19 protein-coding genes are annotated in these 24,856 nt (G+C 33.6%); 11 read left to right on the forward strand and 8 right to left on the reverse strand.

Annotated features, from left to right (window positions below; all coding sequences use genetic code 11):
* Positions 1-17: 17 nt before the first annotated feature.
* The 5 genes from IWX80_RS14835 to IWX80_RS14855 are packed head-to-tail and all read right to left on the reverse strand — an operon-like array spanning position 18 to position 4,874.
* A complete protein-coding gene (locus IWX80_RS14835; protein WP_196854110.1) occupies positions 18-1,097 on the reverse strand; it encodes an alpha/beta hydrolase in 1,080 nt (359 codons plus the stop codon).
* A gap of 12 nt (positions 1,098-1,109) precedes the next feature.
* Positions 1,110-2,726 carry a carboxylesterase/lipase family protein gene (locus tag IWX80_RS14840; RefSeq protein WP_196854111.1) on the reverse strand — a complete coding sequence of 539 codons (1,617 nt, stop codon included), beginning with the start codon at positions 2,724-2,726 and terminating at the stop codon, positions 1,110-1,112.
* Positions 2,727-2,737: 11 nt separating this feature from the next.
* Positions 2,738-3,178: a nuclear transport factor 2 family protein gene (locus tag IWX80_RS14845; RefSeq protein ID WP_196854112.1), complete on the reverse strand. Its 441-nt coding sequence runs from the start codon at positions 3,176-3,178 to the stop codon at positions 2,738-2,740.
* Between the two features lie 34 nt (positions 3,179-3,212).
* Positions 3,213-3,692 carry a nuclear transport factor 2 family protein gene (locus tag IWX80_RS14850; protein ID WP_196854113.1) on the reverse strand — a complete coding sequence of 160 codons (480 nt, stop codon included), beginning with the start codon at positions 3,690-3,692 and terminating at the stop codon, positions 3,213-3,215.
* 27 nt (positions 3,693-3,719) lie between these two features.
* Positions 3,720-4,874, reverse strand: a complete 1,155-nt coding sequence (locus tag IWX80_RS14855) for an aldo/keto reductase (protein ID WP_196854114.1) — start codon at positions 4,872-4,874, stop codon at positions 3,720-3,722.
* A 173-nt stretch (positions 4,875-5,047) separates the two neighbouring features.
* Between IWX80_RS14855 and IWX80_RS14860 the strand changes: the two genes are divergently transcribed.
* From IWX80_RS14860 to IWX80_RS14880, 5 genes are all read left to right on the forward strand, one after another.
* Entirely contained in the window at positions 5,048-5,959 is a 912-nt protein-coding gene (locus IWX80_RS14860) for a helix-turn-helix domain-containing protein (RefSeq protein ID WP_196854115.1), read from the forward strand.
* A 527-nt stretch (positions 5,960-6,486) separates the two neighbouring features.
* Complete coding sequence (locus tag IWX80_RS14865; protein WP_196854116.1) at positions 6,487-7,239, forward strand: LytR/AlgR family response regulator transcription factor; 753 nt, start codon at positions 6,487-6,489, stop codon at positions 7,237-7,239.
* Complete coding sequence (locus IWX80_RS14870; RefSeq protein ID WP_196854233.1) at positions 7,223-10,219, forward strand: sensor histidine kinase; 2,997 nt, start codon at positions 7,223-7,225, stop codon at positions 10,217-10,219. Before IWX80_RS14865 ends, IWX80_RS14870 begins: the two co-directional genes overlap by 17 nt.
* A 471-nt stretch (positions 10,220-10,690) precedes the next feature.
* Positions 10,691-11,242, forward strand: coding sequence for a hypothetical protein (locus IWX80_RS14875; protein WP_196854117.1), 552 nt, complete (start codon positions 10,691-10,693; stop codon positions 11,240-11,242).
* Positions 11,243-11,382: 140 nt separating this feature from the next.
* Entirely contained in the window at positions 11,383-13,008 is a 1,626-nt protein-coding gene (locus IWX80_RS14880; RefSeq protein WP_196854118.1) for an amidase, read from the forward strand.
* 36 nt (positions 13,009-13,044) lie between these two features.
* Here IWX80_RS14880 and IWX80_RS14885 read toward each other — a convergent pair whose 3' ends face one another.
* From IWX80_RS14885 to IWX80_RS14895, 3 genes are read right to left on the reverse strand one after another with little or no spacing between them, the layout of a single operon-like run.
* Entirely contained in the window at positions 13,045-13,692 is a 648-nt protein-coding gene (locus IWX80_RS14885) for an endonuclease III domain-containing protein (RefSeq protein ID WP_334682371.1), read from the reverse strand.
* Position 13,693: 1 nt separating this feature from the next.
* Positions 13,694-14,083 (reverse strand): peptide-methionine (R)-S-oxide reductase MsrB, encoded by a 390-nt coding sequence (gene msrB, locus IWX80_RS14890; protein WP_196854119.1) that lies wholly within the window; start codon positions 14,081-14,083, stop codon positions 13,694-13,696.
* A 14-nt stretch (positions 14,084-14,097) separates the two neighbouring features.
* Entirely contained in the window at positions 14,098-14,985 is an 888-nt protein-coding gene (locus tag IWX80_RS14895) for an alpha/beta fold hydrolase (RefSeq protein WP_196854120.1), read from the reverse strand.
* 169 nt (positions 14,986-15,154) lie between these two features.
* Between IWX80_RS14895 and IWX80_RS14900 the strand changes: the two genes are divergently transcribed.
* The 6 genes from IWX80_RS14900 (at position 15,155) to IWX80_RS14925 (ending at position 24,854) form a co-directional block, all read left to right on the forward strand.
* The gene (locus IWX80_RS14900; RefSeq protein ID WP_196854121.1) at positions 15,155-16,576 is read left to right on the forward strand and encodes a glycogen synthase; all 1,422 of its coding nucleotides are present in this window, start codon (positions 15,155-15,157) and stop codon (positions 16,574-16,576) included.
* Positions 16,573-17,853 (forward strand): glucose-1-phosphate adenylyltransferase, encoded by a 1,281-nt coding sequence (locus tag IWX80_RS14905; protein ID WP_113633931.1) that lies wholly within the window; start codon positions 16,573-16,575, stop codon positions 17,851-17,853. The genes IWX80_RS14900 and IWX80_RS14905 overlap by 4 nt, the downstream gene beginning before the upstream one ends.
* Before the next feature lie 72 nt (positions 17,854-17,925).
* Positions 17,926-19,833, forward strand: coding sequence for a 1,4-alpha-glucan branching protein GlgB (glgB, locus tag IWX80_RS14910; protein ID WP_196854122.1), 1,908 nt, complete (start codon positions 17,926-17,928; stop codon positions 19,831-19,833).
* 195 nt (positions 19,834-20,028) lie between these two features.
* Positions 20,029-22,428 (forward strand): glycoside hydrolase family 31 protein, encoded by a 2,400-nt coding sequence (locus tag IWX80_RS14915; RefSeq protein ID WP_196854123.1) that lies wholly within the window; start codon positions 20,029-20,031, stop codon positions 22,426-22,428.
* An 88-nt stretch (positions 22,429-22,516) separates the two neighbouring features.
* Positions 22,517-23,332 (forward strand): M48 family metallopeptidase, encoded by an 816-nt coding sequence (locus tag IWX80_RS14920; protein ID WP_196854124.1) that lies wholly within the window; start codon positions 22,517-22,519, stop codon positions 23,330-23,332.
* A 196-nt stretch (positions 23,333-23,528) separates the two neighbouring features.
* Positions 23,529-24,854: an MFS transporter gene (locus tag IWX80_RS14925; protein WP_196854125.1), complete on the forward strand. Its 1,326-nt coding sequence runs from the start codon at positions 23,529-23,531 to the stop codon at positions 24,852-24,854.
* Positions 24,855-24,856 lie beyond the last annotated feature (2 nt).

The raw sequence follows: 24,856 nt of genomic DNA on the forward strand, positions 1-24,856 counted from the left end.
ATATCGGCTGTATTTAATTAATCCAATTTTTTGCTTTTTAACCATTTACTCATTAAATCAGCTACTTGTATATTATTTAAATCTGAAAACGGAAAGTGTGTATTTCCTTTGATACCTGCCTCAGGAAGATGTACTACGGTTACATCACCACCGTATTTGTTTACTACATCTCGCCATAAACGCGCCATTTGTAGGCGCACTCTCCATCCGTCTGCGCCAGGATTGTTTGAGAGGCTTTTAGGAATATTATCGCCGTAATAAATAATAATCGGTATTTTAGTAAGCTTCAAAAATTCTTTCATAGGAGTCGAACTAGCTTCTAGTGAACCCGCTGAGCTTGTTAAGGGTGAAGGCACTTCATTTTCAGGAAATAAGAATCCACTACCTGGCTCGTAAGACACTATTGCTTTGACGTTTTGATTTTTTAAGGCAGTGAGCCATCCCATCCCACCAGAATGGGAATGTGTAACTAAAATGGCTGGGCCTATTGTGTTAAATAATTCTGAAACCGCATCCGAATTAACATTACTATCGACAGCACCAATGTTTGGAACCATAGATCGAAAATATTGATTGAGTGTTTCCGTGTCTTTGGAAAACTGTACACCATCAAAATAATTGGGCCAAACGCCAATACGGAAGACATCAAACCATTGCTGTTCATCTGGAGTTGGATTGATTGTAGCTGCTACAGTACTTCTGCCAGCATTCCCTCGTCTTGGTTGATCAATCACATAGACAGGAAAGTTTCTGCGGAGAAAAATATTTTGATACCCTTCTCGTCCGTCGGGCGTGCTTTCCCATGTTTTAGAAAACTGACCTATGCCATGCCACATCACTAATGGAAACTTGCGTGATTTTACTGGAATTTGATAAAAAACATAGGCGTGGTCTCCACGAAACGTTTGTCCTTCAGGCGTCGGTTTATACGGATCGAATGTGCCAGGATTTGTAATTATAGTTCCTCCAACAGCGAAACTTCCTTGCTCTTGGATTAGTAAGGGTTTCTGTTTTGTGGTTTTTTGTGCATAAGTGGATGAATTAATCATCAACAACAAACAAAATATTCTCAACGATCTTATTACTTTCTTTTTCATCATAATTTTTATTTATTTATTGTCTTCAAATGCCTTTTCTATTACATCTAATCGTGCTTTTCTGTAATCGAAAAAATTACCTGCCGATCCATCTGGTTTAAATTCAAAAATCTCATTTTTAGCGCTATCATATACCGGCCAAACAGGTAATCCCTTTCCATTTGGATTGCCCGTTTTAGCAAAGTTAATCCAATAGGTATTCATCAGTTTAGCTATTTCCTGATCTTTTGTATCAAATTTAGAACCATTGCGTTCTATTAAATTGTCAAATACAAAAGGAATTTCAGAAGCATGAGAGGCTCCATATTTCATTCTATCCTTCATAGCGGTAGGTACATAAGAAAAGAGATACATATATACTGGTATCGATTTTGCAGTAAAAGCTCTAGCGGTAAAACGTGCAGGCTCCGCCCATACTTTATCTGTATTGACTAGTGTTAGCATTTTAGCAAAATCAGCAGTACCATCAGCATCATACGCTACAGTTGCTTCTTTATTTGAATTACCAAACAATGACAGTAATTCTTCTTTAGATTTTGCATTAACAAAACCAGCTGGAACTTCAGCACTATTTGAACCTATTAGAAGAGGAACGCGAGCCTGTCTGCCTGCTTTGTAAGCACTCTCTGCTGTTTCAACAACCAGTTTGCCGTCGAGAATCGGACCAGAATAGATAGGCAGACCTCCGGGACCATTAGTTTCCTGACCTCCATCTACAATTTCGGCAACACTAAGAGCACGCAGCTTTGCCAGCGCAGTTGCATCCATACCTTCGATATCATGTTTGGTTGCAAAGTTTTTTCCAATTGTTTCTGCAGAAACCGGGTAGTGTGGGTCGGTATTCTCTTCTTGAATTGGTCTCCCTGTAAGTACACCATCGCGACCACCACCGGACTCTATAATTGCCTTATGGAAAAGTCCTTTCGCAGCTGGTATAGTCAGCAGTGAATGAACCGAAACCCCACCTGCAGATTCTCCAAAAATGGTTACATTTTTTGGATTACCTCCAAAAGCGGCAATGTTTTTCTTTACCCACTGGAGTGCGGCAATCTGATCCATATACGCATAATTGCCTTTAGGTTCTTCAGGATGTTCCTTGCTTAATGCGGGAAATGCAAAAAATCCAAGGCGTCCAAGACGGTAGTTAAAGGTTACCAGGATGACACCTTGTTTGGCAAATTGGACTCCTGAAAAGTCAGGTTGGGAACCACTTCCAAATACGAATGCACCACCATGAATCCAAACCATAACTGGAAGTTTTGCTCCCGACTTAGTGCCAGCAGGTAACCACAAATTAAGGTAAAGACCATCTTCTGATGAACCCTCTGAAATTGAACCAGGTGCGGCACCCCATCCTGCTTGCGCAAAATTTGATGCAAATTTGCTTGCGTCACGAACTCCAACCCATGCTTCTATGGGTTGCGGTGGACGCCAACGAAATTCACCAACAGGTGGAGCTGCATAAGGAATGCCTTTGAAAACAGAAACATCCCCTTCATTCATACCACGTAGTAATCCAGAAGCTGTTTTGACTATTGGCATTGCTCCCGGAGTTGCATTGTCAATCTTTTGTTGTGCGTATAAACTGCAACTAATAATTATTGCTAAACCTATTACTATTTTTTTCATTTTTTAAAATTTTATTGTCCTGGAGTCATCAGCTTAGTGAACGACAATGAAGCTAATTTCCAATTATCTTTTACCTTAACATACACTTCCGTTACAATAAAAGGATTGGTAACTTCATTACCTCCAACTACAGCTAATAATGTAATTTTATTTAAAAGTATAGCGGTGTTCCCAATTATATTTACAGATACTTCATGAATGTCAGCTTTCTTGTAGTGAATTCCGCCACTTTTAATAATATTGATTTCTTGGGTTTTCCCCCAACTTCCACCCATGTGTACAAAAACAGATTTGTCATCAAATAAAGGAGTTAGGTTATCGACATTTTTATCGGCCATCCACTGCCATTTTTGTTTAGATAGTTCAATAATTTCTTGCTCAGTAGTATTTTGAGCAAAAGTATTAGTTGTGAATAAAACAAGAAGCAGTAGCCCAAAGATTGATTTTTTCATAGTAGTAAATTTTAGTATTATCTATTTTTTATTGTTATTTCTGAATTTGATGCGTATCTCGAACACTACTGAATGTTAAAGCTAACAATTTCCAATCTTTACCTTGTTTTTGATAGGTTTCTGTTACGGTAAATTCAGTCACGACTTCGCTTCCTCGTACTATAGCCTCTAGGGTAATTCGGTTCCACAAAACAGCTGTTTTTCCAAAAATCTCTACAGCTACATCATGAACTTTGGCATTCTTATACCAGATTCTACCCGTTTTAATAATATCGAGTTCCTCGTCTTTTTTCCAAGTGCCACTCATGTGGACAAATTTTGATTTGTTGTCAAAGAGTGGTTCCAATTTGGTTATATCTTTATCGGACATCCATTGCCATTTTTGTTTAGAAAGTTGAATAACTTCTTGTTCAGCGGCTGTATAAGTGGGAGCAACTGTGGTTGTTTTGTTTTCTTGTGCAAAAGAAAATTGGAAGCTTACTACAGCAATAAGGCTCATAATTAATGTTTTCATATCGTATATTTTAAATTTAAATTCTAATTATGTTTTTTTCTTTAACGGTGCTTCCACATCAGAAAAAGCTTGAACAAAGGCTGGTAATCTTTCACCCTGAATTTGAATAGCGTCCACTTGATTATTGAATTCTTTTAATTCAGCTGTGGTGAATTTTATTTTATCTGCTCCAATATTTTCCAGCATGTGTGCCATCTGTGTCGTGCCTGGGATTGGAACAATCCATGGCTTTTGTGCCAGTAGCCAAGCCAGCGAAATTTGAGAAGGAGCGGCTTGCTTAAGTTTACTCCAATATTTTAATAAATCCACGATTTTCAAGTTATGAGGCAGATTCTCTGGCGAGAAACGGGTTTCATTTCCTCGGATATCACCCTGAGCGAAACGTGTCTGTGCATCAACGGCTCCAGTAAGAAAACCAACTCCAAGAGGACTCCATGGAACGAAACCAATACCGAGTTCCTCACAAAGCGGTATGATTTCCTTTTCCGGACCACGCCATAACAACGAATATTCGTTTTGAATAGCAGTTATAGGATGAATAGCATGCGCTCGTCTTACGGTTTGCGGTCCCGGCTCAGACAATCCATAATGCAATACTTTCCCTTCTTTTATCAAATCCTGAATAGCTCCAACAACATCTTCAATGGGAACCTGCGGGTCTACACGATGTTGATATAATAAATCAATTCGGTCTGTACGAAGACGTTTCAGCATTCCTTCCACAACAATTTTGATGTGTTCAGGGCGACTGTTTAAGCCTGGTAATCGAGCACCTGTTTCTTGGTTAATATTCCAGCCAAATTTGGTTTCGATTACTATTTTATTTCGGAAATGAGCAATGCCCTCACCAAGTATTCGTTCCACCTCAAAGGGACCGTAAGCCTCTGCTGCATCAAATAGCGTAACTCCTTTATCAAAGGCTGTTCGAATAATATTGTGCATTTCAGAACGAGAAGGGATTGTAGTTTGATACGTACGGCTCATGTTTTGAACACCAAGCCCTATGCTGGAGACTTCAAGTGAAGCTCCCAGTTTGCGCTTGCTCAAAAGAGTGGCTGGTGTTAATTCTTTATTTCCAATAATTGGTGTTGCTGAATTGGATTTTGCTAAAGAATTAAAAGGCAAAAATGCACTTCCTGCCAAAGCGAGTCCTGCTGTTTTTAAAATGGATCTGCGATTCATAATTAAATTTATTAAAATAGGATATTTTATACTACTTAACAAATTTCCGACCTGATAATGAAGTTATTGGTATATAGATTACTTATTGTTCTACCAATATTACTTATTGTACTTGCTTGATGGTATTTGATATATCTAATTGCATAAATTTGTATTATAAAATGAAAATTATCATGAACAAAGTAGTTAATTTTAATACAGTTAGTGAATATAATGTATTCAATAATAGCGAAACTTTACATCCATTAATAAGTGTAATTGATTTTTCTAAAGCCGACGAACGATCTTGGGAAGGAGAGAAGACAGTTAGAATTTATTATGGCTTTTATTGCATCTTTTTGAAAGATATAAAATGTGGAGATTTGCGCTATGGTTGTGATTACTATGATTATCAAGAAGGCACCTTAGTTTTTGCTGCACCAGGGCAAGTAATGGAAGTAGAGACAGATGGTAAAGTATATCAACCAAAAGGATATGCTTTAGTTTTTCATCCTGATTTAATACATGGCACTTCTCTTTTTAAAAGCATAAATGATTATAATTTTTTCAGTTACAATGTAAATGAAGCATTGCATTTGTCAGAACGCGAAAGACAAATTGTTTTAGACTCTTTTTCAAAAATCCATTTAGAATTACAACTTGGAGTTGACAAGCATAGTAAGAAACTTATTGCTTCAAATATTGAATTATTTTTAAACTATTGTGAGCGTTTTTATGACCGCCAATTCATAACAAGAGAAAATGTTAATAAAGGTATTTTGGAGAAATTCGAAGAAGTACTAAATGCCTATTTCACTTCTGATAAACCCAATACTATCGGTTTGCCATCAGTTGCTTATTGTGCTGACGAACTGCATTTATCAGCCAACTACTTTGGTGATTTAATAAAAAAGGAAACAGGTAAATCAGCTCAAGAATACATTCAAAATAAAATAATTGATGTAGCAAAAGATAAAATTCTAGTAGACAATTTAACCGTAAACGAAATCGCTTATGAGTTGGGTTTTAAATATCCGCAGCATTTTTCTAGATTATTTAAACAGCGAGTAGGATATACTCCTAATGAATATCGAAGTTTGAATTAAAAAAATGGTTATGATTAGTTCAAAATAGGAATAGACATTCATTAAGATTAAAAGTAAAAAAGGGGTAGAATATTTTAAAGATATGAGCCATTTCTTTACGTAGTTCAAATATTAGATTAAAAGCTACTTTTTTTATAAGGCATAGCTTTGTTAGTTATTTAAAAGAAAATTAAGTTTAGTTTTAATTAAAAATAACAAGAAATCAATTGGAGTTATTTAAATCAAAATAAAAAAAATCGACAAAATACTTTAGAGCATATTTGTCGGTTTTGTGACCATGATTGGATTTGAACCAAATTAATTTGATTTACAACTTACTCAATTTCTTCAAATCCTGCAAAAAATGGTTCGTAAATAGTTCCGTAAGGACCACAAGACAAACTCCATTAGAAATAATGGAGTTTTTTTATATTAATACTTTTTGGAAATATAGTTTTCATCCTTTTTTTATTAGTTGTATTTTTTAAAATTAATAATGGTAAGTTTGCTGTTAAATATGTAGTATTTTAGCTTAAATTCCCCATTTAATGAAACTAAAAGTAATTATAGTTGACGATGAATCTCATGCACGTAGTTTTTTAAAAAAATTATGTCTCCATTTATACAATGATATAATAGAAATTGTTGATGAATGTGACTCTGTTAAAAAAGCAGTTACTTCCATTAAAAAATACAATCCAGATATAGTTTTCTTGGATATTCAAATGCCGGAGGAAAATGGGTTTGAACTTTTTAAGTATTTTGAAACGATTACATTTGAAATTATTTTTACAACAGCGCATAAAGAATATGCTGTAAATGCTATTAAAAATAGTGCTTTAGATTATCTCATTAAACCTATTAACATTTCTGATTTTCAATTGGCTATTGCTCGTGTTGTAAAAGCGAAATCTCATAAAACTGATTTTGATCGTTATAAATTATTAGCGGAAAATATAAATAATCAAAATACGGGAAAAGAGAGGATAGTTTTTCCTTCAAAAACTGGTTTTGAAGTAGTTCAAGTCAATACAATTGTGTTTTGTAAATCAGATGGTGCTTACACATCAGTTCATACTTTGGATAAAAAATATTTTACTTCCAAATCTTTTAAAGAAACTTGCGAATTACTTCATTTATCAAATTTTTTGAGAGTTCACAGAAGTTTTCTAATTAATATCAATTTTGTAGTTAGTTTCAAGTCTGATGAGTTTATCTTGGAAATGATCACTGGTGATAAAATTCCCGTTTCAGATAAATCATTTACTAAAAAAGAATTGATTGATGCGATTTCTAAATAAGTTAATTCTTTTTTTCAGCCTTCTGTTTTTTCCAAATCTTATTTTAGGACAATATTTTCCTTCCAAGAATTATTCTACTGCAGATGGATTACCTAATAATGCTGTTCGTTCTTTGTTTTTGGATTCAAAAAATATTTTGTGGATTGGAACTGAAAATGGTGTTTCCACGATGGAGAATGGTTCATTTTCTAATCTAGATGAAACTGATGGTTTGGGGCACAATAGCTGTTGGGATATTAATCAAGATAGAAATGGAAACATGTGGTTTGCCAGTTATGGTGGAGGAATCAGTAAATTTGATGGTAATAAGTTCACTGTTTTCACAACAAAAAATGGTTTATTAGCGGATAAAACCCGAAAAGTATTTCCCTTTAAAAATAAAATGTACGTAGGTACAGAACAAGGAGTTTCGATTATTGATATTAATACTAATAAAGTAGTCACTCCAAAAGTGCCACCTCACAAAGAGGATTTTATTAGTATTTCTTTTTTCGAATATAAAGAAGAAGTTTACTTTGCTACTATTTTTGACGGTTTGTTTAAAATTGACGAATCTGGCTCATCTCCAAAAATTATCCCTATTTTTTTGCATAAAAACACCTATGAATTAGCACTTTTTGGATCAACGCTTTACAGCAGTAATGAAGGGTTTATAAATAAATTTTTTATTAATGATATTTTGAAAGGCAAGTCTTCCTCAATTAAATTTGGTAAATCGATGGTTTGGCAATACGCAAAAGATAAGAGAAACTCAATTTTTGCAGCGGCTTGGGGAGTTTACAAGCCAGATGGCGGACTTTATAAAGTTGAGAATGACAAAATGCTTGATGTTTCGGAATTTTATGGAATAGATTCTAAAATTTTGCTAAATGTAGTGTACGATAAATCCAAGGATATATTATATGTAGGTTCTAATGATAAAGGAATTTATGAAGTTCGCTTAGACAAAATAATTGATTATAATTTATTTGATTCTAAATCAGTTATAGATTTTGAAAATTTAGAGAAACAGAAATTAATTTTGCACAATAGAGGTTTGACTATTTTAGATTCAAATAAGAAAATTTCAAAAATAATTTCACTTGAGGATTTTAAGAATTTCGAAGTAAATTTTTTAAAAAAAGGGAATAAAGTTGGGACTAAACAAGGAATTGAATCGAGAGATTTTGAATTAGATTTTACTATTCCAGCCAGCGGTATTGAGTTTTATGAAATCGTAAAGAACAATAATTCTTTTTGGATAGGAAGTAATATAGGGATATTTGAAATCAACAGTTTAGGAAATATTATAAAATACTTGCCTAAACATAGTTTGAAAATTGGTTTTACTTACGATGGTAAATTTATAGAAACAATAACTTATGCAGGTACCAGGCTATACAAAAATGTTCATAGTCTGGTAAATAAACATTTTTCAAAGTTTGAAAAAAATACTCCTCAATACATTGTTAAGATTCTTACTAACAAAGATAAAACGTATCTACTTTCTGTTTTTAATGGATTATATGTCTATAAAAATAATCAGTTTCATTCTTATTTGGCGGAGGGAATTTGGAAAGAGAAAAAGTTTAAACATATTACGATTAACAATAAAGGACAACTTATTTTGGCTGCAGAATTTGGAAATGTTTTTATTGTTGATGATTCAAAAGCTTTTAAAATTTTAAAAACTATTTCTAAAAAAGAGATAGTAGGTAACACGATTCTGTTTTTAGAATCGTATAAAGATTTTACTCTCATAGGTACTGAAAAAGGAATTAACCTCTATAAAGATGGAATCGTTCGATTAATAGACAAAGAACAAGGGCTAAAAGACGCAACGGTAACCACTTCACGAATTTTTGACAATCAACTGTGGTTAGGGACTAAAAAAGGATATTATACCATTAATTTAAATCGATTAACAGCGCCTCAAATGACCGTTTCGGAGATTGCAGTTTCATCAATTGCAGTCAATAATATACCTATCAGTTCAGATAATTATAAATGGTTTCGTTTTAATTCCAAAGAATTGATTTGTGACTATAAAGACAATTCTTTTTCTATTGATTTTATCCCAAAAGGACATGCTTTTCCTAATAAATTAAAATTTCGATATCGTCTAAAAAGCACTAATCGATGGAGTCCATATAGTGAAAAAACAAACTTATTTTTACCTTACTTGCCTTATGGTACCTACAATTTAGAAATAGAAGTTTTTGATTCCAATGCAGGAAAAGCTACTATTTTTAAATTATTAAAAATTCAAATTAAATCTCCATTTTGGATGACTTGGTGGTTTATTGCTCTAGTTGTATTGGTTGTATTTAATGTTTTAGTGTATTTGATTTTTAAATCTAAAAAGAAATCCAGAGAAAAGGCTGTGATACAAAAACGTATTGCAGAAACTAAACTGAAAGCATTGTTAAGTCAGATGAATCCTCATTTTACCTTTAATGCGATGAATGCTATTCAGGATTATATTATCAGTAATGACATTGATAACTCGTTAAAATATATAGGAGAGTTTGCACAGTTAATTCGGAAAACATTGGAAAATTCTTCTAAACAAACGATAACTATTGAAGAAGAAGTGGAGTATTTGAAGTCGTACATCAGTATAGAAAACATGCGTTTTGATAACCGAATTGTAACGGAATTCCATATCGATGATAATGTGGATGTTTATCATTCAAAAATACCAACCATGTTGCTGCAGCCTTTTATTGAAAATGTTTTTGTTCATGCCTTTAACGCTTTGCATCCTTCTCCAAAACTGACAATCTCATTTGAAATGTTGTCTAAAAACGTGCTGGAATGTAAAATTATCGATAACGGAATGAGCTTAAAAGCTTCTAAAAAAAGTAAAGTACATCAGTCGAAAGGCATTGAGTTGACTAAAGAAAGACTTTCATTGCTGCAAAATTCTAATGTAAATCCGATAGATATTCAATTCACAGAAGATAATGGGACGACGGTTATCATAAGACTGACGGTTTAATACTTATAAATGAATATCCACTAAGACTCTTATCCAATTTTGGATAGGAGTCTTTTGCGTTTACAAACCAATTGAGAGCTTTCATAGTCTTAAAAGCACCGTTCATAAGACGTCTTTATTGTTCTTAAATTAGTCCTATATTTTTGTTTCAAAGTAGATAAATTAAAGTCTAAATCGCATGCAAAAGTATTATTGTGAAAATTGTGGTTCTAAAAGTAATAGTATTTTAAGTCTTACAGAAAAGTCCTGTTATCGGCATCCACTTGGAAGCGGTAATGGTAAACACGTAATTTATCAAGGTTCTGAAAAGGCGCAGTACTCTTGTAAATACTGTGGTGCAACATCTTCTTCGATTTTTAGTTTGACAAGCTTCTCATGTCCGCAACATCCTAATGGGAACAATGAGGGCAGACATTTGCCTCTCTTTTAAAAAATTACTCCATTGTAAATTGAAATATAACCATTGTAATTATGGATTCTATTTTTTTGCATCTGCAAAATTTCACTCTTGTTTCTTATATCACTTTTGGACTGGTTTTGATAAGTTTTTTTATTGAAACAAAATCTAATTCACCCTACAAATCGCTATTGCTGTCTAATATTGGATTTGTAATATACAATTTTACTTTAGCTAATGGAACTGATATAGATTTCCCAATATATTTTATATTGCTCAGTTTTTTGATTTGTTCCTGGTTTTTTGTTTTAAAAAATATAGAAGAGGAGGAAGATGAAGATAGAGGCAATTTGAGTATAGATTATAGCATTTATAGAGATAGTTCTTATACTATTCAAGATGAAAATAAAGATGAAATTTCATCATTGAAAAAAGGTTTCTTTTATATTTTCCCAAGTATCTTAAGTACTTTATTTGCAAAAATGTTTGAAAACAAAACGATGTTGTTTGTTAGAGATCTTCTAAAAAATGACACTGTTCACTACGAACATCCCCAACGAAAGTTTGTATATGTGTCTACGTATCTAATTTTGATTTCCATTTTAGTTTCGTTTTTCTATGTTTAGGAATTTTAAATTTTATTCCCCCTCAGCGCACAAACTAAACTTTAACGTTTGTTCCAATTAGCAGCGTATTGTTTTTCGCGAAAAAAAACTAATTTAGGGCATTATTATGCGAATTTTTAGCCAAATAAATGATTTAATCTATGAAAAGAAGATCTTTTTTAACCACTGCAACACTAGCCTCAGCAGGTTTGACCACACTTTTGATTACAGGTTGTACTTCAAATACAAAGAAAAAGGATGAAGAAACAGTATTAGTCGAAGAGACTAATGAAGCCTTTGAACTGGATGAAGAAACAATCGGGAGTTTAAGGGAGAAATTAACTTCTGGAAAATATACTTCGGAACAATTAGTTCAGTTGTACTTGAAACGCATTGAAGCTATTGATGCTTCGGGTCCACAATTAAATTCGGTTATCGAAATTAATCCTGATGCAGTTGCTATTGCAGTTGCAATGGATAAAGAGTTCAAGGCAGGCAAAAGTAGAGGACCTTTACATGGAATTCCTGTTTTAATAAAAGACAACATAGACACAGCGGATAAAATGCAAACAACGGCTGGTTCTCTGGCAATGGAAGGGAATATTGCGTCAAAAGATGCTTTTGTGGTAAAAAAACTCAGAGAAGCTGGAGCTATAATTATTGGAAAAACAAATTTAAGTGAATGGGCTAATTTTCGTTCAACCCAGTCGTGTTCCGGATGGAGCAGCAGAGGTGGTCAAACTAAAAATCCTTATATTTTAGATCACAATCCATGTGGTTCAAGTGCTGGATCTGGAGCTGCAGTTTCAGCGAATCTTTGTGTAGTTGCTGTTGGAACTGAAACCGACGGTTCTATTGTGTGTCCAGCATCGGTAAACGGAATTGTGGGTATCAAGCCAACAGTAGGCTTGGTTAGCCGCTCTGGTATTATTCCAATATCAAAAACGCAAGATACGGCCGGTCCAATGGCGAGAACAGTAACTGATGCAGCTATTTTATTAGGCGCAATAACCGCGATTGACGAAGATGATTCAGTAACCCTTGAAAGTAAAGGAAAATCACAGACGGATTTCACGACGTTTTTAGATGCAAATGCTTTGAAAGGCAAGCGCATTGGGATTGAGAAAAAACCACAGGGAAATAATAAATACATTAACGCACTTTTAGCTGATTCCATAAATCTGCTCAAAAAGCAAGGAGCTACCATTGTTGAAATCGATTATTTAGATAAAATTAATGCTGCAGGTCAGGCTGAATTTGAAGTTTTGCAATATGAATTTAAAGATGGACTGAATAGCTACTTGGCCACAGCCAATGCAAAAGTGAAAAATTTGAAAGAAGTCATTGATTTTAATACCGCTAATGAAGATAAAGCAATGCCGTATTTTAAACAAGAAACATTGGAGAGTTCGAATGCAAAAAAAGGACTTGATGATAAAATATATACTGAAGCGTTGACTGTGAGTTTTGAAGGAAGTAAAGGTGTTTTAAATGCTGTTTTTGAAGCAAATAAATTAGATGCTATTTGCGGAATAACTATGGGACCTTCTTGTAGTATTGATATGATTTACGGCGATCGTTGGGGCAGCTATTCATTGACTTCGCCAGCTGCGGCAAGTGGTTATCCGCATATTACTGTTCCTTGCGGACTGGCTTATGATTTGCCTGTTGGGTTGTCATTCTTTGGAACACCTTATACAGAAGGTGAATTAATAGGATTAGGATTTGCTTATGAACAAGCGTCTAAAAAGCGTTTAAAACCTAACTTTAAGCCTTCCTTTTTGTAAAAAAACATTTTAAAAGGGTAATAAGTGATTCACTTTTTACCCTTTTATTTTTTTATAATACTCACAAATAGAGTTAATAGGACATTCAGGACATTTAGGTTGTGGGCGGCAAATTTCTCTTCCTAAAAATGAAATAGCCATCCCAATTTCGCCCCAGATTTCTTTTGGAAGCACTTGCATCAACAGTTTTTCGGCTTTAATTCCGTCTTTGGTTTCTGAGATTAATCCAATTCTGGGTGCCACTCTGATAACATGTAAATCGGCTATAATTCCTTCTGCAGGAACTTTTGCTTCTCGCATAATTACGTTGGCTGACTTTCTTCCAATTCCTTTTAATGCAACTAAAGTTTCCATTGTCAGTGGAATATTTTCATCATTTTGAATGGTTTTTGCTATTTCTAAAAGCCATTTTGCTTTGGTTCCAAAATTCCTCACTTTAGAAATATATGGAAATAATGCTTCTTCATTAGCTACGGCTAAACTTTCCATATTTGGATATGCATCAAATAAAGCAGGAGCAATTTTATTAATATTAGCATCAGAATCCTGGGCCGAAAGTACCACCATTACCATAAGTTGGTATAAATTTTGGTACTCCAGCGGATGTTTTCGTCCTTTATATTTCGTTAGGATAGGTTTTAGTTTTTCAGCCCAATCAGTAGAATTCCCAAATAAGTCCATCATATTATTCTTTAAAGTCTACTGATAAAGAGTTTACGCAATAACGTTGTCCGGTTTTAGTAGGTCCATCATCAAATACATGTCCGAGGTGACTACCGCAATTAGCGCACAAGATTTCAGTACGTTTCATACCATGAGAAACATCTGAAATGTATTCTACTTTTCCGGGAATGGATTCATCAAATGAAGGCCAACCGCAATGTGAATCAAATTTTGAATTACTTTCAAATAAAGGTTCTCCACACGCACCACAGCAATAAGTTCCTTTTTCGTAATGCAAATTATAAGTTCCCGTGTGAGGGTATTCTGTTCCTTTTTGTCTTAGAATTCGGTAACGTTCTTCTCCCAATTGTTCTTTCCATTCTTGTTCGGTTTTTTCTAAAGGATATTTCATAATTTATTTTTTTACTAATTATATAATGTTGTATTCTGTTTATTTTGAATGAATTGAACCGTTTTTTCAATTACTTTAGCATTACCAAGAATTTTACGATGTCCTAAACCATCAGTTAATAGTAACTCGCCATTTTTTAGATGTTCATGAATATGAATTCCTGCTTTTACGGGAACTTCAGGATCATTATTATCATGAATTACTAAAACTGGAATCGCTGTTTCTTTTGCCGCTAAAAAAGCAGAATAACTGTTCATTTTCTCTCCATATTTTTTTTCGAAGTGCAAACGTAAAAGATTGCTCACAGTTGGTTTGAGTCCTAATTTTGCTACAAAATCATCTATGATATCTTCAACGATATCACCACTGCCAATAACTACGGCATGACTCACTTTTAAACCTTTTTTTATTGCATTTAAAACTGACATTCCACCTAATGAATGACCAATTGCAGCTTCGAAGGGACCAAATTGTTTTTCTATCTCTAAAATTGTAGCGATAAAATCGACCATGATAGTATCTTTTCCCGGTGATTTTCCGTGGGCTGGAGCATCAAAACTGACGGTTGAATAACCTGCTTTAAGCAATTCATCGGCTATTTTGAATAATTGTGTTCCGCGACCTGACCATCCGTGTACTAATAAAACTTTCTTCTCGCTTTTACCATATTCGTATACAACAACTTCTTTGCCAATTGCAGGAATCAAAACTAATTTTTGGAGACTGTTTCTATCCATTTCTAATTCTCGTTTTGGAATTTTATGTTTTATAGGTGTCGTAAACAGTTTAGCAGCAAATAATGTAATTAATTTTGGCGAAATAAAAGAGATTAATTTACTGGTTAATAAAATAATCTTAGGAATTTTCAATGATTGGGTATGATTAGCAGATTTTTTTGTCATTTCAATAAATTTTCAAGCGGGTTATTATATTATAATTTTTTTAGTAAATTTAGAAAAACATAAAAGTAGTATTTTTTATAAAGTTTTTATGGGTATTAACATAAAAGACGGAAATATTAAAAATTAATCGAGTAGTATTACAATACTCAAAAACATCAAAATTTCATACATGGAAATATTTCATATCAGTGCAGAGTGTTATCCCGTTGCAAAAGTAGGAGGTTTAGCAGATGTAGTTGGCGCGTTACCAAAATATCAAAATAATGCAGGGCACCTTGTAAGAGTCGTAATGCCTTGTTATGACACCAAATTCAGAAAAGACAATGATTTTGAATGTGTTCATTGGGGTCATGTAAAATTGGGTAATTTTAATTTTCCTTTCAGTATTTTAAAAGAAAAAACCGACCACCTTGGATTTGAATTGTATTTGGTGGAAATTCCGGAATTGTTTGATAGAAAAGATGTCTATGGATACAAAGATGATATCGAACGATTTTTGTCTTTTCAAATTGCCGCTTTGGATTGGATAATTGGTAGAAAAGAGATTCCAGATGTTATCAATTGTCACGATCATCACACAGGTTTGATTCCTTTTATGATCTTGTACTGTCACAAATACGAAAAATTGCGCAATACACCTTCTATGATTACGATTCATAATGGTTTGTACCAAGGTCAGTTTGGATTTGATAAATTGTATTATTTACCCGAATTTGATTTAGCGCACGTAAAAGTTTTAGAATGGGATAATTGTATTAATTCATTGGCAGTTGCTGTAAAATGCGCTTGGGCTGTAACTACAGTTTCGCCAAGTTATCTAAACGAAATCAATTATTCTTCAAATGGATTGGAGTCCTTATTTAATTTGGTACGCTATAAATCCAAAGGAATTTTGAACGGAATCGATATTGAAGTTTGGGATCCGGCTACCGATATGATGTTGGAAAAAAATTATTCGATTAAAAATTTTGAAAAAGGAAAGCAAGAAAATAAAGATAAATTGTGCAACCTTTTTAATTTAGATCCAACAAAACCACTTTTTAGTTTCATTGGAAGATTATTAGAAGAAAAAGGAGGCGATTTATTGCCACATGCCGCCGCTCTTGCCTTATCAGAGAATTATCAGCAAATAAATATTTTGATTTTAGGCTCAGGAAATACTGCCATAGAAAATCAATTGAATAGTTTGTTACAAGATTACAAAGGGAATTACAACACATTTATTGGTTATAATGAAGAACTAGCGCACTTAATTTATGCTGGTTCTGATTTTTTATTAATGCCTTCCAGAGTGGAACCTTGTGGTTTGAACCAAATGTATTCCTTGCGTTACGGGACCATTCCCATTGTCCGTAGAACTGGCGGATTACGAGATACGGTAATTGATTTTGGCGATGATGGAAATGGGATTTGTCATGATCAAGCCACAGTTGGTGATATTTGTTATTCGATTCAGAGAGCAGTCGATTTATACGATGATAAAAAACATCTGAATAAAATTAGAAAAATAGGGATGAACACGGACCATTCTTGGGAGCGTGTTTGTCAGGAATATATAGAAATGTACAAACTAATAATTAACAAGAAATGAAAGCCAAAAAGAAAAATGTAATTGCAATTATTTTAGGTGGAGGACAAGGTTCCAGATTATATCCTTTGACAGAATCAAGATCTAAACCGGCTGTACCAATAGGAGGAAAATACAGATTGGTGGACATTCCGATTTCAAATTGTATGAATTCAGATATTTACAGAATGTTTGTATTGACACAATTTAATTCGGCTTCCCTAAATGCGCACATAAAAAACACCTATAACTTTAGTATTTTTAGCCATGCTTTTGTTGATATTCTTGCTGCTGAACAAACTCCTGATAACCCAACTTGGTTTCAAGGAACTGCTGATGCCGTAAGACAATGTATGCCTCATTTCTTGAATCATGATTTTGATTATGCCTTGATACTTTCCGGGGACCAGTTGTACCAAATGGATTTTAACGATATGGTAGAGGAACATATCAAGAGAGAAGCTGATATTACCATTGCGACATTACCCGTAAATGCAAAAGATGCACCCGAATTCGGAATTTTGAAAACAAACTCCGAAAGTTGTATTGAATCTTTCATTGAAAAACCAGCGAAGGAATTATTGCCAGACTGGGAATCAGATGTAAGTGAACAAATGAAAAGTGAAGGCAAACATTATTTGGCTTCAATGGGAATCTATATTTTTAATAGAAAATTGTTGGTGGATATCATGTCTAACAAGGAAACCAAAGATTTTGGTAAAGAAATTATTCCTCAGGCTGTAGGAAACAAAAAGATTTTAAGTTATCAATATGAAGGATATTGGACAGACATTGGTAATATTGATTCCTTTTTTGAAGCTAATATTGGGTTAACTGATGACTTGCCTAAATTTAATTTATTTGACAACGATAATAAAATTTTCACCAGACCTAGATTGCTTCCACCGTCTAAATTCCAAAAAACAATGATTGATAAATCATTGATTTCAGAAGGTTGTATTTTGAACGCAAAAGAAATAAATCGCTCAGTTATTGGGATTCGATCCAGAATAGGCGAAGGAACCATCATTCAGAATTGTTATGTCATGGGTAATGATTTCTATCAGAATATTGATGACATGAATGAAGATCTTAAAACTGGGAGACAACTTGTGGGAATTGGAGAAAGATGTTTTATAAGCAATGCTCTTGTAGATAAAAATTGCAGAATTGGGAATGATGTTTACATTAACGGAGGCAGTCATTTAGAAGATTTCTCGAATGAGTTGTATGCGATAAAAGACGGAATTGTTGTCATTAAAAAAGGAGCAACTATACCGGATAATTACATCATAAAATAAATTTTTAAACTGTTTTTTCTTAAAAATAATATTCTATTCTGTTTCTAAAAAGTAGAATTATACAATTGTTATATGAGTAAAGTTATTACGCATTCTCTTTTTACCGATTTTGATATCGATTTATTTAAAGCAGGGAAACATTTCCGACTGTACGAAAAACTTGGTGCACATCTTATTTCAGTTGATGGAGTAGATGGCGTTTATTTTGCAGTTTGGGCTCCTACTGCACATTCGGTATCGGTGGTTGGGGATTTCAACTTTTGGACACAAGGCGAACATCTTTTAGAAGTTCGTTGGGATTCATCAGGTATTTGGGAAGGTTTTATTCCAAATGTCAAAAAAGGCACAACGTACAAATATAAAATACAATCTAATAATGGTGGAATTGTAACTGAGAAAGCAGATCCTTTTGCTTTTTACTGTGAAAAACCTCCGCATACGGCGTCAGTAGTTTGGGATTTAGATTATAAGTGGAAAGACAAAAAGTGGATGGAAACACGCCAAAATCATAATGGTTTAGACAAGCCTTATTCCGTTTACGAAGTGCATTTAGGATCATGGAAACGACATACAAATGAAAATCGTTTTTTGACTTATCTGGAATTTGCGGAAGATTTGGTAAACTATATAAAAGAAACTGGATTTACGCATGTTGAGTTTATGCCTATCATGGAATATCCGTACGATCCGTCTTGGGGATATCAGTTAGTGGGATATTTTGCGCCAACTTCCCGTTTTGGGAATCCGCAAGAGTTTATGCATTTAGTAGACAAATTACACGAAGCAGGAATTGGAGTAATTCTGGATTGGGTTCCTTCTCATTTTCCTGATGACGCACATGGTTTAGGATTTTTTGACGGATCAAATCTATTTGAACATCCGGACCGTAGAAAAGGCTATCATCCCGATTGGAAAAGTTTAGTTTTTAATTATGGTCGAAATGAAGTTCGTTCCTTTTTAATAAGTAATGCTTTGTTTTGGTTGCATCATTATCACGCCGATGCGTTGCGTGTAGATGCTGTTGCCTCGATGTTATATTTGGATTATTCCAGAAATGATGGTGAATGGGAACCTAATATTTATGGTGGAAGAGAAAATTTAGACACGATAAGTTTTCTGAAAGAATTTAATGAAGCTGTTTATTCTAATTATGAAGGCGTACAAACCATCGCCGAAGAAAGTACATCTTTTCCAATGGTTTCTAGACCTACATCCATTGGTGGTTTGGGTTTTGGAATGAAATGGATGATGGGTTGGATGCACGATACGTTAGAATATTTTCAGAAAGATACTGTATATAGAAAATACCATCAAAATGATTTGACTTTCTCGATGACGTACACTTTTTCTGAAAACTTTATGTTACCGCTTTCACACGATGAAGTGGTGTATGGAAAGAAATCCATTGCGGGTAGAATGCCCGGCGATGAATGGCAAAAATTCGCGAATCTACGATTACTCTATGGTTATATGTTTATGCATCCCGGAACAAAATTGTTGTTTATGGGTTGCGAATTTGGACAAAGTAGTGAGTGGAATTTTGAAGGAAGTTTAGATTGGCATCTTTTGCAATATCCTTTTCATGCAGGAGTCAAAAAATTAATTACTGATTTGAACAAATTATATAAAACCCAGCCTGCCTTACATGAAAAACAATTCAGTGCAGATGGTTTTGAATGGATTAATTATTCAGATCATCAAAATGCAGTAATGTCCTTTATCCGAAAAGGAAATAATCCAAAAAATGACGTCATTATAGTTTGCAATTTTACGCAAGTAGTACGACCTAATTATCGTATTGGTTTACCCAAAAAAGGAAAATTAATAGAAATTTTTAATAGTGACGCTTCAGATTATGGAGGAAGCGGAGTTTCAAACGAGAAAAAAATTGCAATTGAAGCGATGCCTTATGATGGAAGAGATTATTCAACAGAATTACTTTTGCCACCTTTAAGTGTTACTGTTTTTAAAATTTCATAAGTATAAACTGATTTTTTTAAAATAATTATAATTAATGGTTTTCATTTATAATGGAAACCATTATTATATAAAGTTGATTGTTATATTGAAATATACTACAACGTTATCGTGAATAAAACTCACATATTTAACGGTTTACAAAGTAATTTTGTAAGTTTGAATTTTAGATAAAGATTAAAGTAAATACCATAAAATATGATTACAAATACAGAATTAGAATATAAAGGAGATTTATACCCTACCAAAATAGTCTCTTTTGAGCATGAAGTTGATTCCATAAGTTTCCATACTGATAATAGTGTCATATTAAAAGTAACCGTATTGAGAGATAGTTTAATTCGGTTTAGATTTACTACAAAAGGGTATTTCAGCAACGATTTTTCTTATGCTGTAGATAAAAATCATTCACATGGATATAACCACTTGGAAGTTTCAGAAGTTGAGGATTATTATCAGATAAAAACTAGTAAAGTAAAGTGCAGAATTCAAAAAAATGACATGCGATTGTCAATTTATGATTTAGAGGATACTATTATCTTAGAAGATGAGTTGGGATTTCATTGGGAAGAAAGCTATGAATACGGTGGAAATATCGTAAAAATGAGTAAATCTTCCAAGGATGGAGAATGTTTTTATGGACTTGGCGATAAAGCAACCCAAATGAATCTTAAAGGTAAGAGACTGGAAAATTTTGCCACAGATCAATATGCTTTTCAAAAAGATCAAGAACCTTTATACAAGGTAGTTCCGTTTTATATTGGCTTACAAAACAAACAATCATACGGTATTTTCTTTGATAATACTTTTAGAACCTATTTTGATTTTTGTCATGAACGAAGAAATGTAACCAGTTTTTGGGCTGAAGGAGGAGAAATGAATTATTACTTCATTTACGGTCCTGAAATGCAGGATGTCGTTACAACCTATACCCATTTGACGGGTAAACCAGAACTACCGCCACTTTGGGCACTTGGATATCACCAATGTAAATGGAGTTATTATCCGGAAAGTAATTTAAAAGAAGTTGCTGCAAAATTTAGAGAATTGAAAATTCCTTGTGATGCTTTGTATTTGGATATTGATTATATGGAAGGTTTTCGATGTTTCACTTGGAACAAAGAATATTTCCCCGATCCTAAAAGAATGGTGGCTGAATTAGCCGAAGACGGTTTTAAAACTGTGGTAATTATTGATCCAGGAATCAAGATTGACAAAGAATATTCAATTTATAAAGAAGCTTTAGAGAAAGATTATTTCTGCAAAAGAGCTGATGGCCCTTACATGAAAGGGAAAGTTTGGCCGGGAGAATGTAATTTTCCAGATTATACAAATCCTGCGGTAAGAGAATGGTGGGCAGGATTATTCAAAGAATTAATATCAGATATTGGAGTAAAAGGAGTGTGGAACGATATGAACGAACCAGCTGTTATGGAGGTTCCTAATAAAACGTTTCCTATGGATGTACGTCACGATTACGATGGAAATCCTTGCAGTCATAGAAAAGCGCACAATATTTACGGAACACAAATGGCCAGAGCAACGTATCACGGCGTGAAACGATTTGCATATCCAAAAAGACCTTTTGTAATTACGAGATCAGCGTATGCAGGCGCGCAACGCTACACATCGTCTTGGACTGGAGATAATGTGGCTACTTGGGAACATTTGTGGATAGCAAATATTCAGGTACAACGCATGTCTATTTCAGGAATGGGTTTCACAGGATCTGATATTGGTGGATTTGCAGAGCAGCCTTCAGGCGAGTTGTATGCACGCTGGATTCAATTGGGCGTTTTTCATCCATTTTGCAGAACACACTCTTCTGGAGATCACGGAGATCAGGAGCCATGGGCTTTTGACGAAGAAGTTATCGATATCACCAGAAAATTTGTCAATTTAAGATATCAATTATTACCTTATTTATACACCATGTTTTGGCAGTATATTGAGGAAGGGATTCCTATGCTTAAACCATTGGTATATTATGATCAGGAAGATATTCAAACGCATTACAGAAATGATGAATTTGTTTTTGGAAATCAAATATTAGTTTGCCCTATTTTAGAACCAAATTCTTTAGGACGAAGAATGTATATTCCACGTGGACAATGGTATAATTATTGGACGAATGAAGAAGTAAAAGGAGGTAAAGAAATCTGGGTTGATACTAAATTTGATCAGATTCCAATTTTTGTAAAAGCGGGAGCAATTATTCCTAAATATCCAGTGCAACAATATGTAGGTGAATTAGAATTTGATGAACTGACTTTAGATATTTATTATAAAGAAGGTAAAGAAAAATCAGTAGTGTATGAGGATGCTCAAGATGGTTATGACTATAAAAAAGGACGCTATAGCTTTTTGTCATTTCAAGCAACCGGTAGAGAAAATGAACTAATCATTCAATTGCATAAAGAAGGAAAATACGATACGAATTATTCTAAGTACAAAATAAATCTTATTGGATTACCATTTAAGGTAAAAACAGTAGAAATAGATAATGTAGAAGTCCCGTTTGACAGCATTACTTTAGAAAATGACAACTATTTAATTGTTGATAAGGAGTTTACAGCATTGCATATCATTGGAGAATAACAATAAAGTTGAAACTTTTATATTTAATTATGTAAATATTAAACTTTAGAATACGTGTATTTTTGTTAAATATTTAATATTTAAAATTATGAAAAAGCATTTATTAATAGGGATTTTCGCAGCAGGATTAGTTTATTCTTGTGCTACTAATCCAATTACAGGGAAAAAAAGTTTAAATTTTGTTTCTAACAGTGAACTGTTTCCAACATCTTTTCAACAATATGGTACTTTTTTAAAGGAAAATAAAGTAATTACCGGAACTGCAGATGCTAGAAAAGTGGAAGCAGTTGGGATGCGAATTAAGGCTGCTGCAGAAAAATATTTAATTTATTTAGGGCAATCACAATATTTAGCGGACTACCGTTGGGAATATAAATTAATTGACAATAAAGAAGTGAACGCTTGGTGTATGCCTGGAGGGAAAATTGTTGTTTATTCAGGGATTTTGCCAGTAACATTGAATGATTCAGGTTTAGCAACTGTAATGGGACATGAAGTTTCTCACGCCTTAGCAAATCATGGAGCTCAACGTATGAGTGCATCTCAATTGCAACAATTAGGAGCTGTAGGAGTTGCTGTAGCAACTGGAGGTAAAAGTGAACAAACACAACAAATATGGGGTCAAGCTTATGGTTTGGGTTCACAATATGGTGTAATGCTACCTTTTAGTAGAAATCACGAGACAGAAGCAGATAAAATTGGACTTACTTTAATGGCAATTGCAGGGTATAATCCAGATGAATCTATTAATTTCTGGTCTAGAATGGCTACTCAATCTTCAGGTCAAGCGCCATCAGAGTTTTTTAGCACACACCCTTCTGATGCAACAAGAATTGCAAATTTAAAAGCATTAATTCCAGAAGCTAAAGCTTTAGCTGCTAAAGTTGGTATTATTTACAAATAACAATTTGAAATTATAGTGTTCTTTGTCGAACATTTAAAAAGGCTATTCTCAAGTGAGAGTAGCCTTTTTTCTTTATACTATTTTGCGACTTTTAAATACATTGCAATTATGCCGCAATTTGTTAATATCAAATAAAGTTGTTTATTTGATTTTATCAATAAAAATTAAATAAATTCGCAACATAAATAAAATAAACATGGCTGATTTACCTAAAGGAAGTAAAAAATTATTGAATGCATGGGCTTTCTATGATTGGGCTAATTCCGTTTATACACTTACTATTGCATCTGCAGTTTTTCCTATTTTTTATGAAGCTTTGTTTTCTGAGCGAGATCATTATATTGATGTTTTTGGTTTACATCTTAAAAATTCAGCTTTAATTAGTTTCGTTACCGCTTTTGCATTTTTATTAGTGGCTTTTATTTCTCCATTGTTGTCTGGTATTGCTGATTATGTGGGAGATAAAAAATCATTTATGAAATTCTTTTGTTATCTGGGAGCTTTGTCTTGCATGGGATTGTATTGGTTCAATCTTGACAATATATATCTTGGTTTAGCATTTTATTTTCTAGGATTGATTGGATATTGGGGCAGTTTAGTTTTTTATAATTCCTATTTGCCAGACATAGCTTTTGTAGAGCAACAAGATAAGATCAGTGCCAAAGGATATTCCTTAGGATATATAGGAAGTGTAATTTTATTGATTATAAATTTAGCGATGATTATGAAACCAAAACTTTTTGGGATTTCTGGAACTGATGGTGAAGCAGCTATGAAAGCTATGCGATATTCTTTTGTAATGGTGGGAGTTTGGTGGGTTTTATTCAGTCAGTACACGTATTATTTTTTACCAAAAGGAAATAAAAACGCAAACAGCAAAGTAACGCATCACGTTGTATTGAATGGTTTTAAAGAGTTAAAAAAAGTATGGTTTTTATTAAAAGAAAATATTGCATTGAAACGATATTTAGGAGGTTTTTTTGTTTCTAGTATGGCAGTGCAAACTGTAATGCTTGTCGCCACTTACTTTGGTGCACAAGAAATTGCTTGGTCTTCTAAAGCGGAGAGTACAACGGGTTTGATTATTTGTATTTTAATCATTCAATTAGTGGCCGTTCTCGGTGCAGTTCTAACTTCCAGAGCCTCAGAAAAATTTGGTAATATTCCAACTTTGATTTTCATTAATTGTATTTGGGCAGTTTTTTGCGCACTTGCATTTTTTATTACTTTACCCATACATTTTTATGTTATGGCAGGAATTGCAGGACTTGTAATGGGAGGAATTCAAGCTTTATCACGTTCAACTTATTCTAAATTATTGCCAGAAACGCAGGATACAGCTTCTTTTTTTAGTTTTTATGATGTTGCTGAAAAAATTGGAATCGTAATTGGAATGTTAGTATACGGAATTATTGATCAGATTACTGGCAGTCCGAGACTTGCCATCGTATTTCTGGGAGTATTTTTTGTGATAGCTGTTCTTTTGTTGAAACGAGTGCCAAAAAAAGGCGTTTTAAATTAATA

It is taken from the genome of Flavobacterium sp. CAN_S2, assembly GCF_015752255.1.
Taxonomy (GTDB): Bacteria; Bacteroidota; Bacteroidia; order Flavobacteriales; family Flavobacteriaceae; genus Flavobacterium.

Coding starts and splice junctions, on each gene's coding strand:
- IWX80_RS14835 (WP_196854110.1), bottom strand. CDS start 1,097: ATGAAAAAGAAAGTAATAAGATCGTTGAGAATATTTTGTTTGTTGTTG.
- IWX80_RS14840 (WP_196854111.1), bottom strand. CDS start 2,726: ATGAAAAAAATAGTAATAGGTTTAGCAATAATTATTAGTTGCAGTTTA.
- IWX80_RS14845 (WP_196854112.1), bottom strand. CDS start 3,178: ATGAAAAAATCAATCTTTGGGCTACTGCTTCTTGTTTTATTCACAACT.
- IWX80_RS14850 (WP_196854113.1), bottom strand. CDS start 3,692: ATGAAAACATTAATTATGAGCCTTATTGCTGTAGTAAGCTTCCAATTT.
- IWX80_RS14855 (WP_196854114.1), bottom strand. CDS start 4,874: ATGAATCGCAGATCCATTTTAAAAACAGCAGGACTCGCTTTGGCAGGA.
- IWX80_RS14860 (WP_196854115.1), top strand. CDS start 5,048: ATGAACAAAGTAGTTAATTTTAATACAGTTAGTGAATATAATGTATTC.
- IWX80_RS14865 (WP_196854116.1), top strand. CDS start 6,487: ATGAAACTAAAAGTAATTATAGTTGACGATGAATCTCATGCACGTAGT.
- IWX80_RS14870 (WP_196854233.1), top strand. CDS start 7,223: ATGCGATTTCTAAATAAGTTAATTCTTTTTTTCAGCCTTCTGTTTTTT.
- IWX80_RS14875 (WP_196854117.1), top strand. CDS start 10,691: ATGGATTCTATTTTTTTGCATCTGCAAAATTTCACTCTTGTTTCTTAT.
- IWX80_RS14880 (WP_196854118.1), top strand. CDS start 11,383: ATGAAAAGAAGATCTTTTTTAACCACTGCAACACTAGCCTCAGCAGGT.
- IWX80_RS14885 (WP_334682371.1), bottom strand. CDS start 13,692: ATGATGGACTTATTTGGGAATTCTACTGATTGGGCTGAAAAACTAAAA.
- msrB (WP_196854119.1), bottom strand. CDS start 14,083: ATGAAATATCCTTTAGAAAAAACCGAACAAGAATGGAAAGAACAATTG.
- IWX80_RS14895 (WP_196854120.1), bottom strand. CDS start 14,985: ATGACAAAAAAATCTGCTAATCATACCCAATCATTGAAAATTCCTAAG.
- IWX80_RS14900 (WP_196854121.1), top strand. CDS start 15,155: ATGGAAATATTTCATATCAGTGCAGAGTGTTATCCCGTTGCAAAAGTA.
- IWX80_RS14905 (WP_113633931.1), top strand. CDS start 16,573: ATGAAAGCCAAAAAGAAAAATGTAATTGCAATTATTTTAGGTGGAGGA.
- glgB (WP_196854122.1), top strand. CDS start 17,926: ATGAGTAAAGTTATTACGCATTCTCTTTTTACCGATTTTGATATCGAT.
- IWX80_RS14915 (WP_196854123.1), top strand. CDS start 20,029: ATGATTACAAATACAGAATTAGAATATAAAGGAGATTTATACCCTACC.
- IWX80_RS14920 (WP_196854124.1), top strand. CDS start 22,517: ATGAAAAAGCATTTATTAATAGGGATTTTCGCAGCAGGATTAGTTTAT.
- IWX80_RS14925 (WP_196854125.1), top strand. CDS start 23,529: ATGGCTGATTTACCTAAAGGAAGTAAAAAATTATTGAATGCATGGGCT.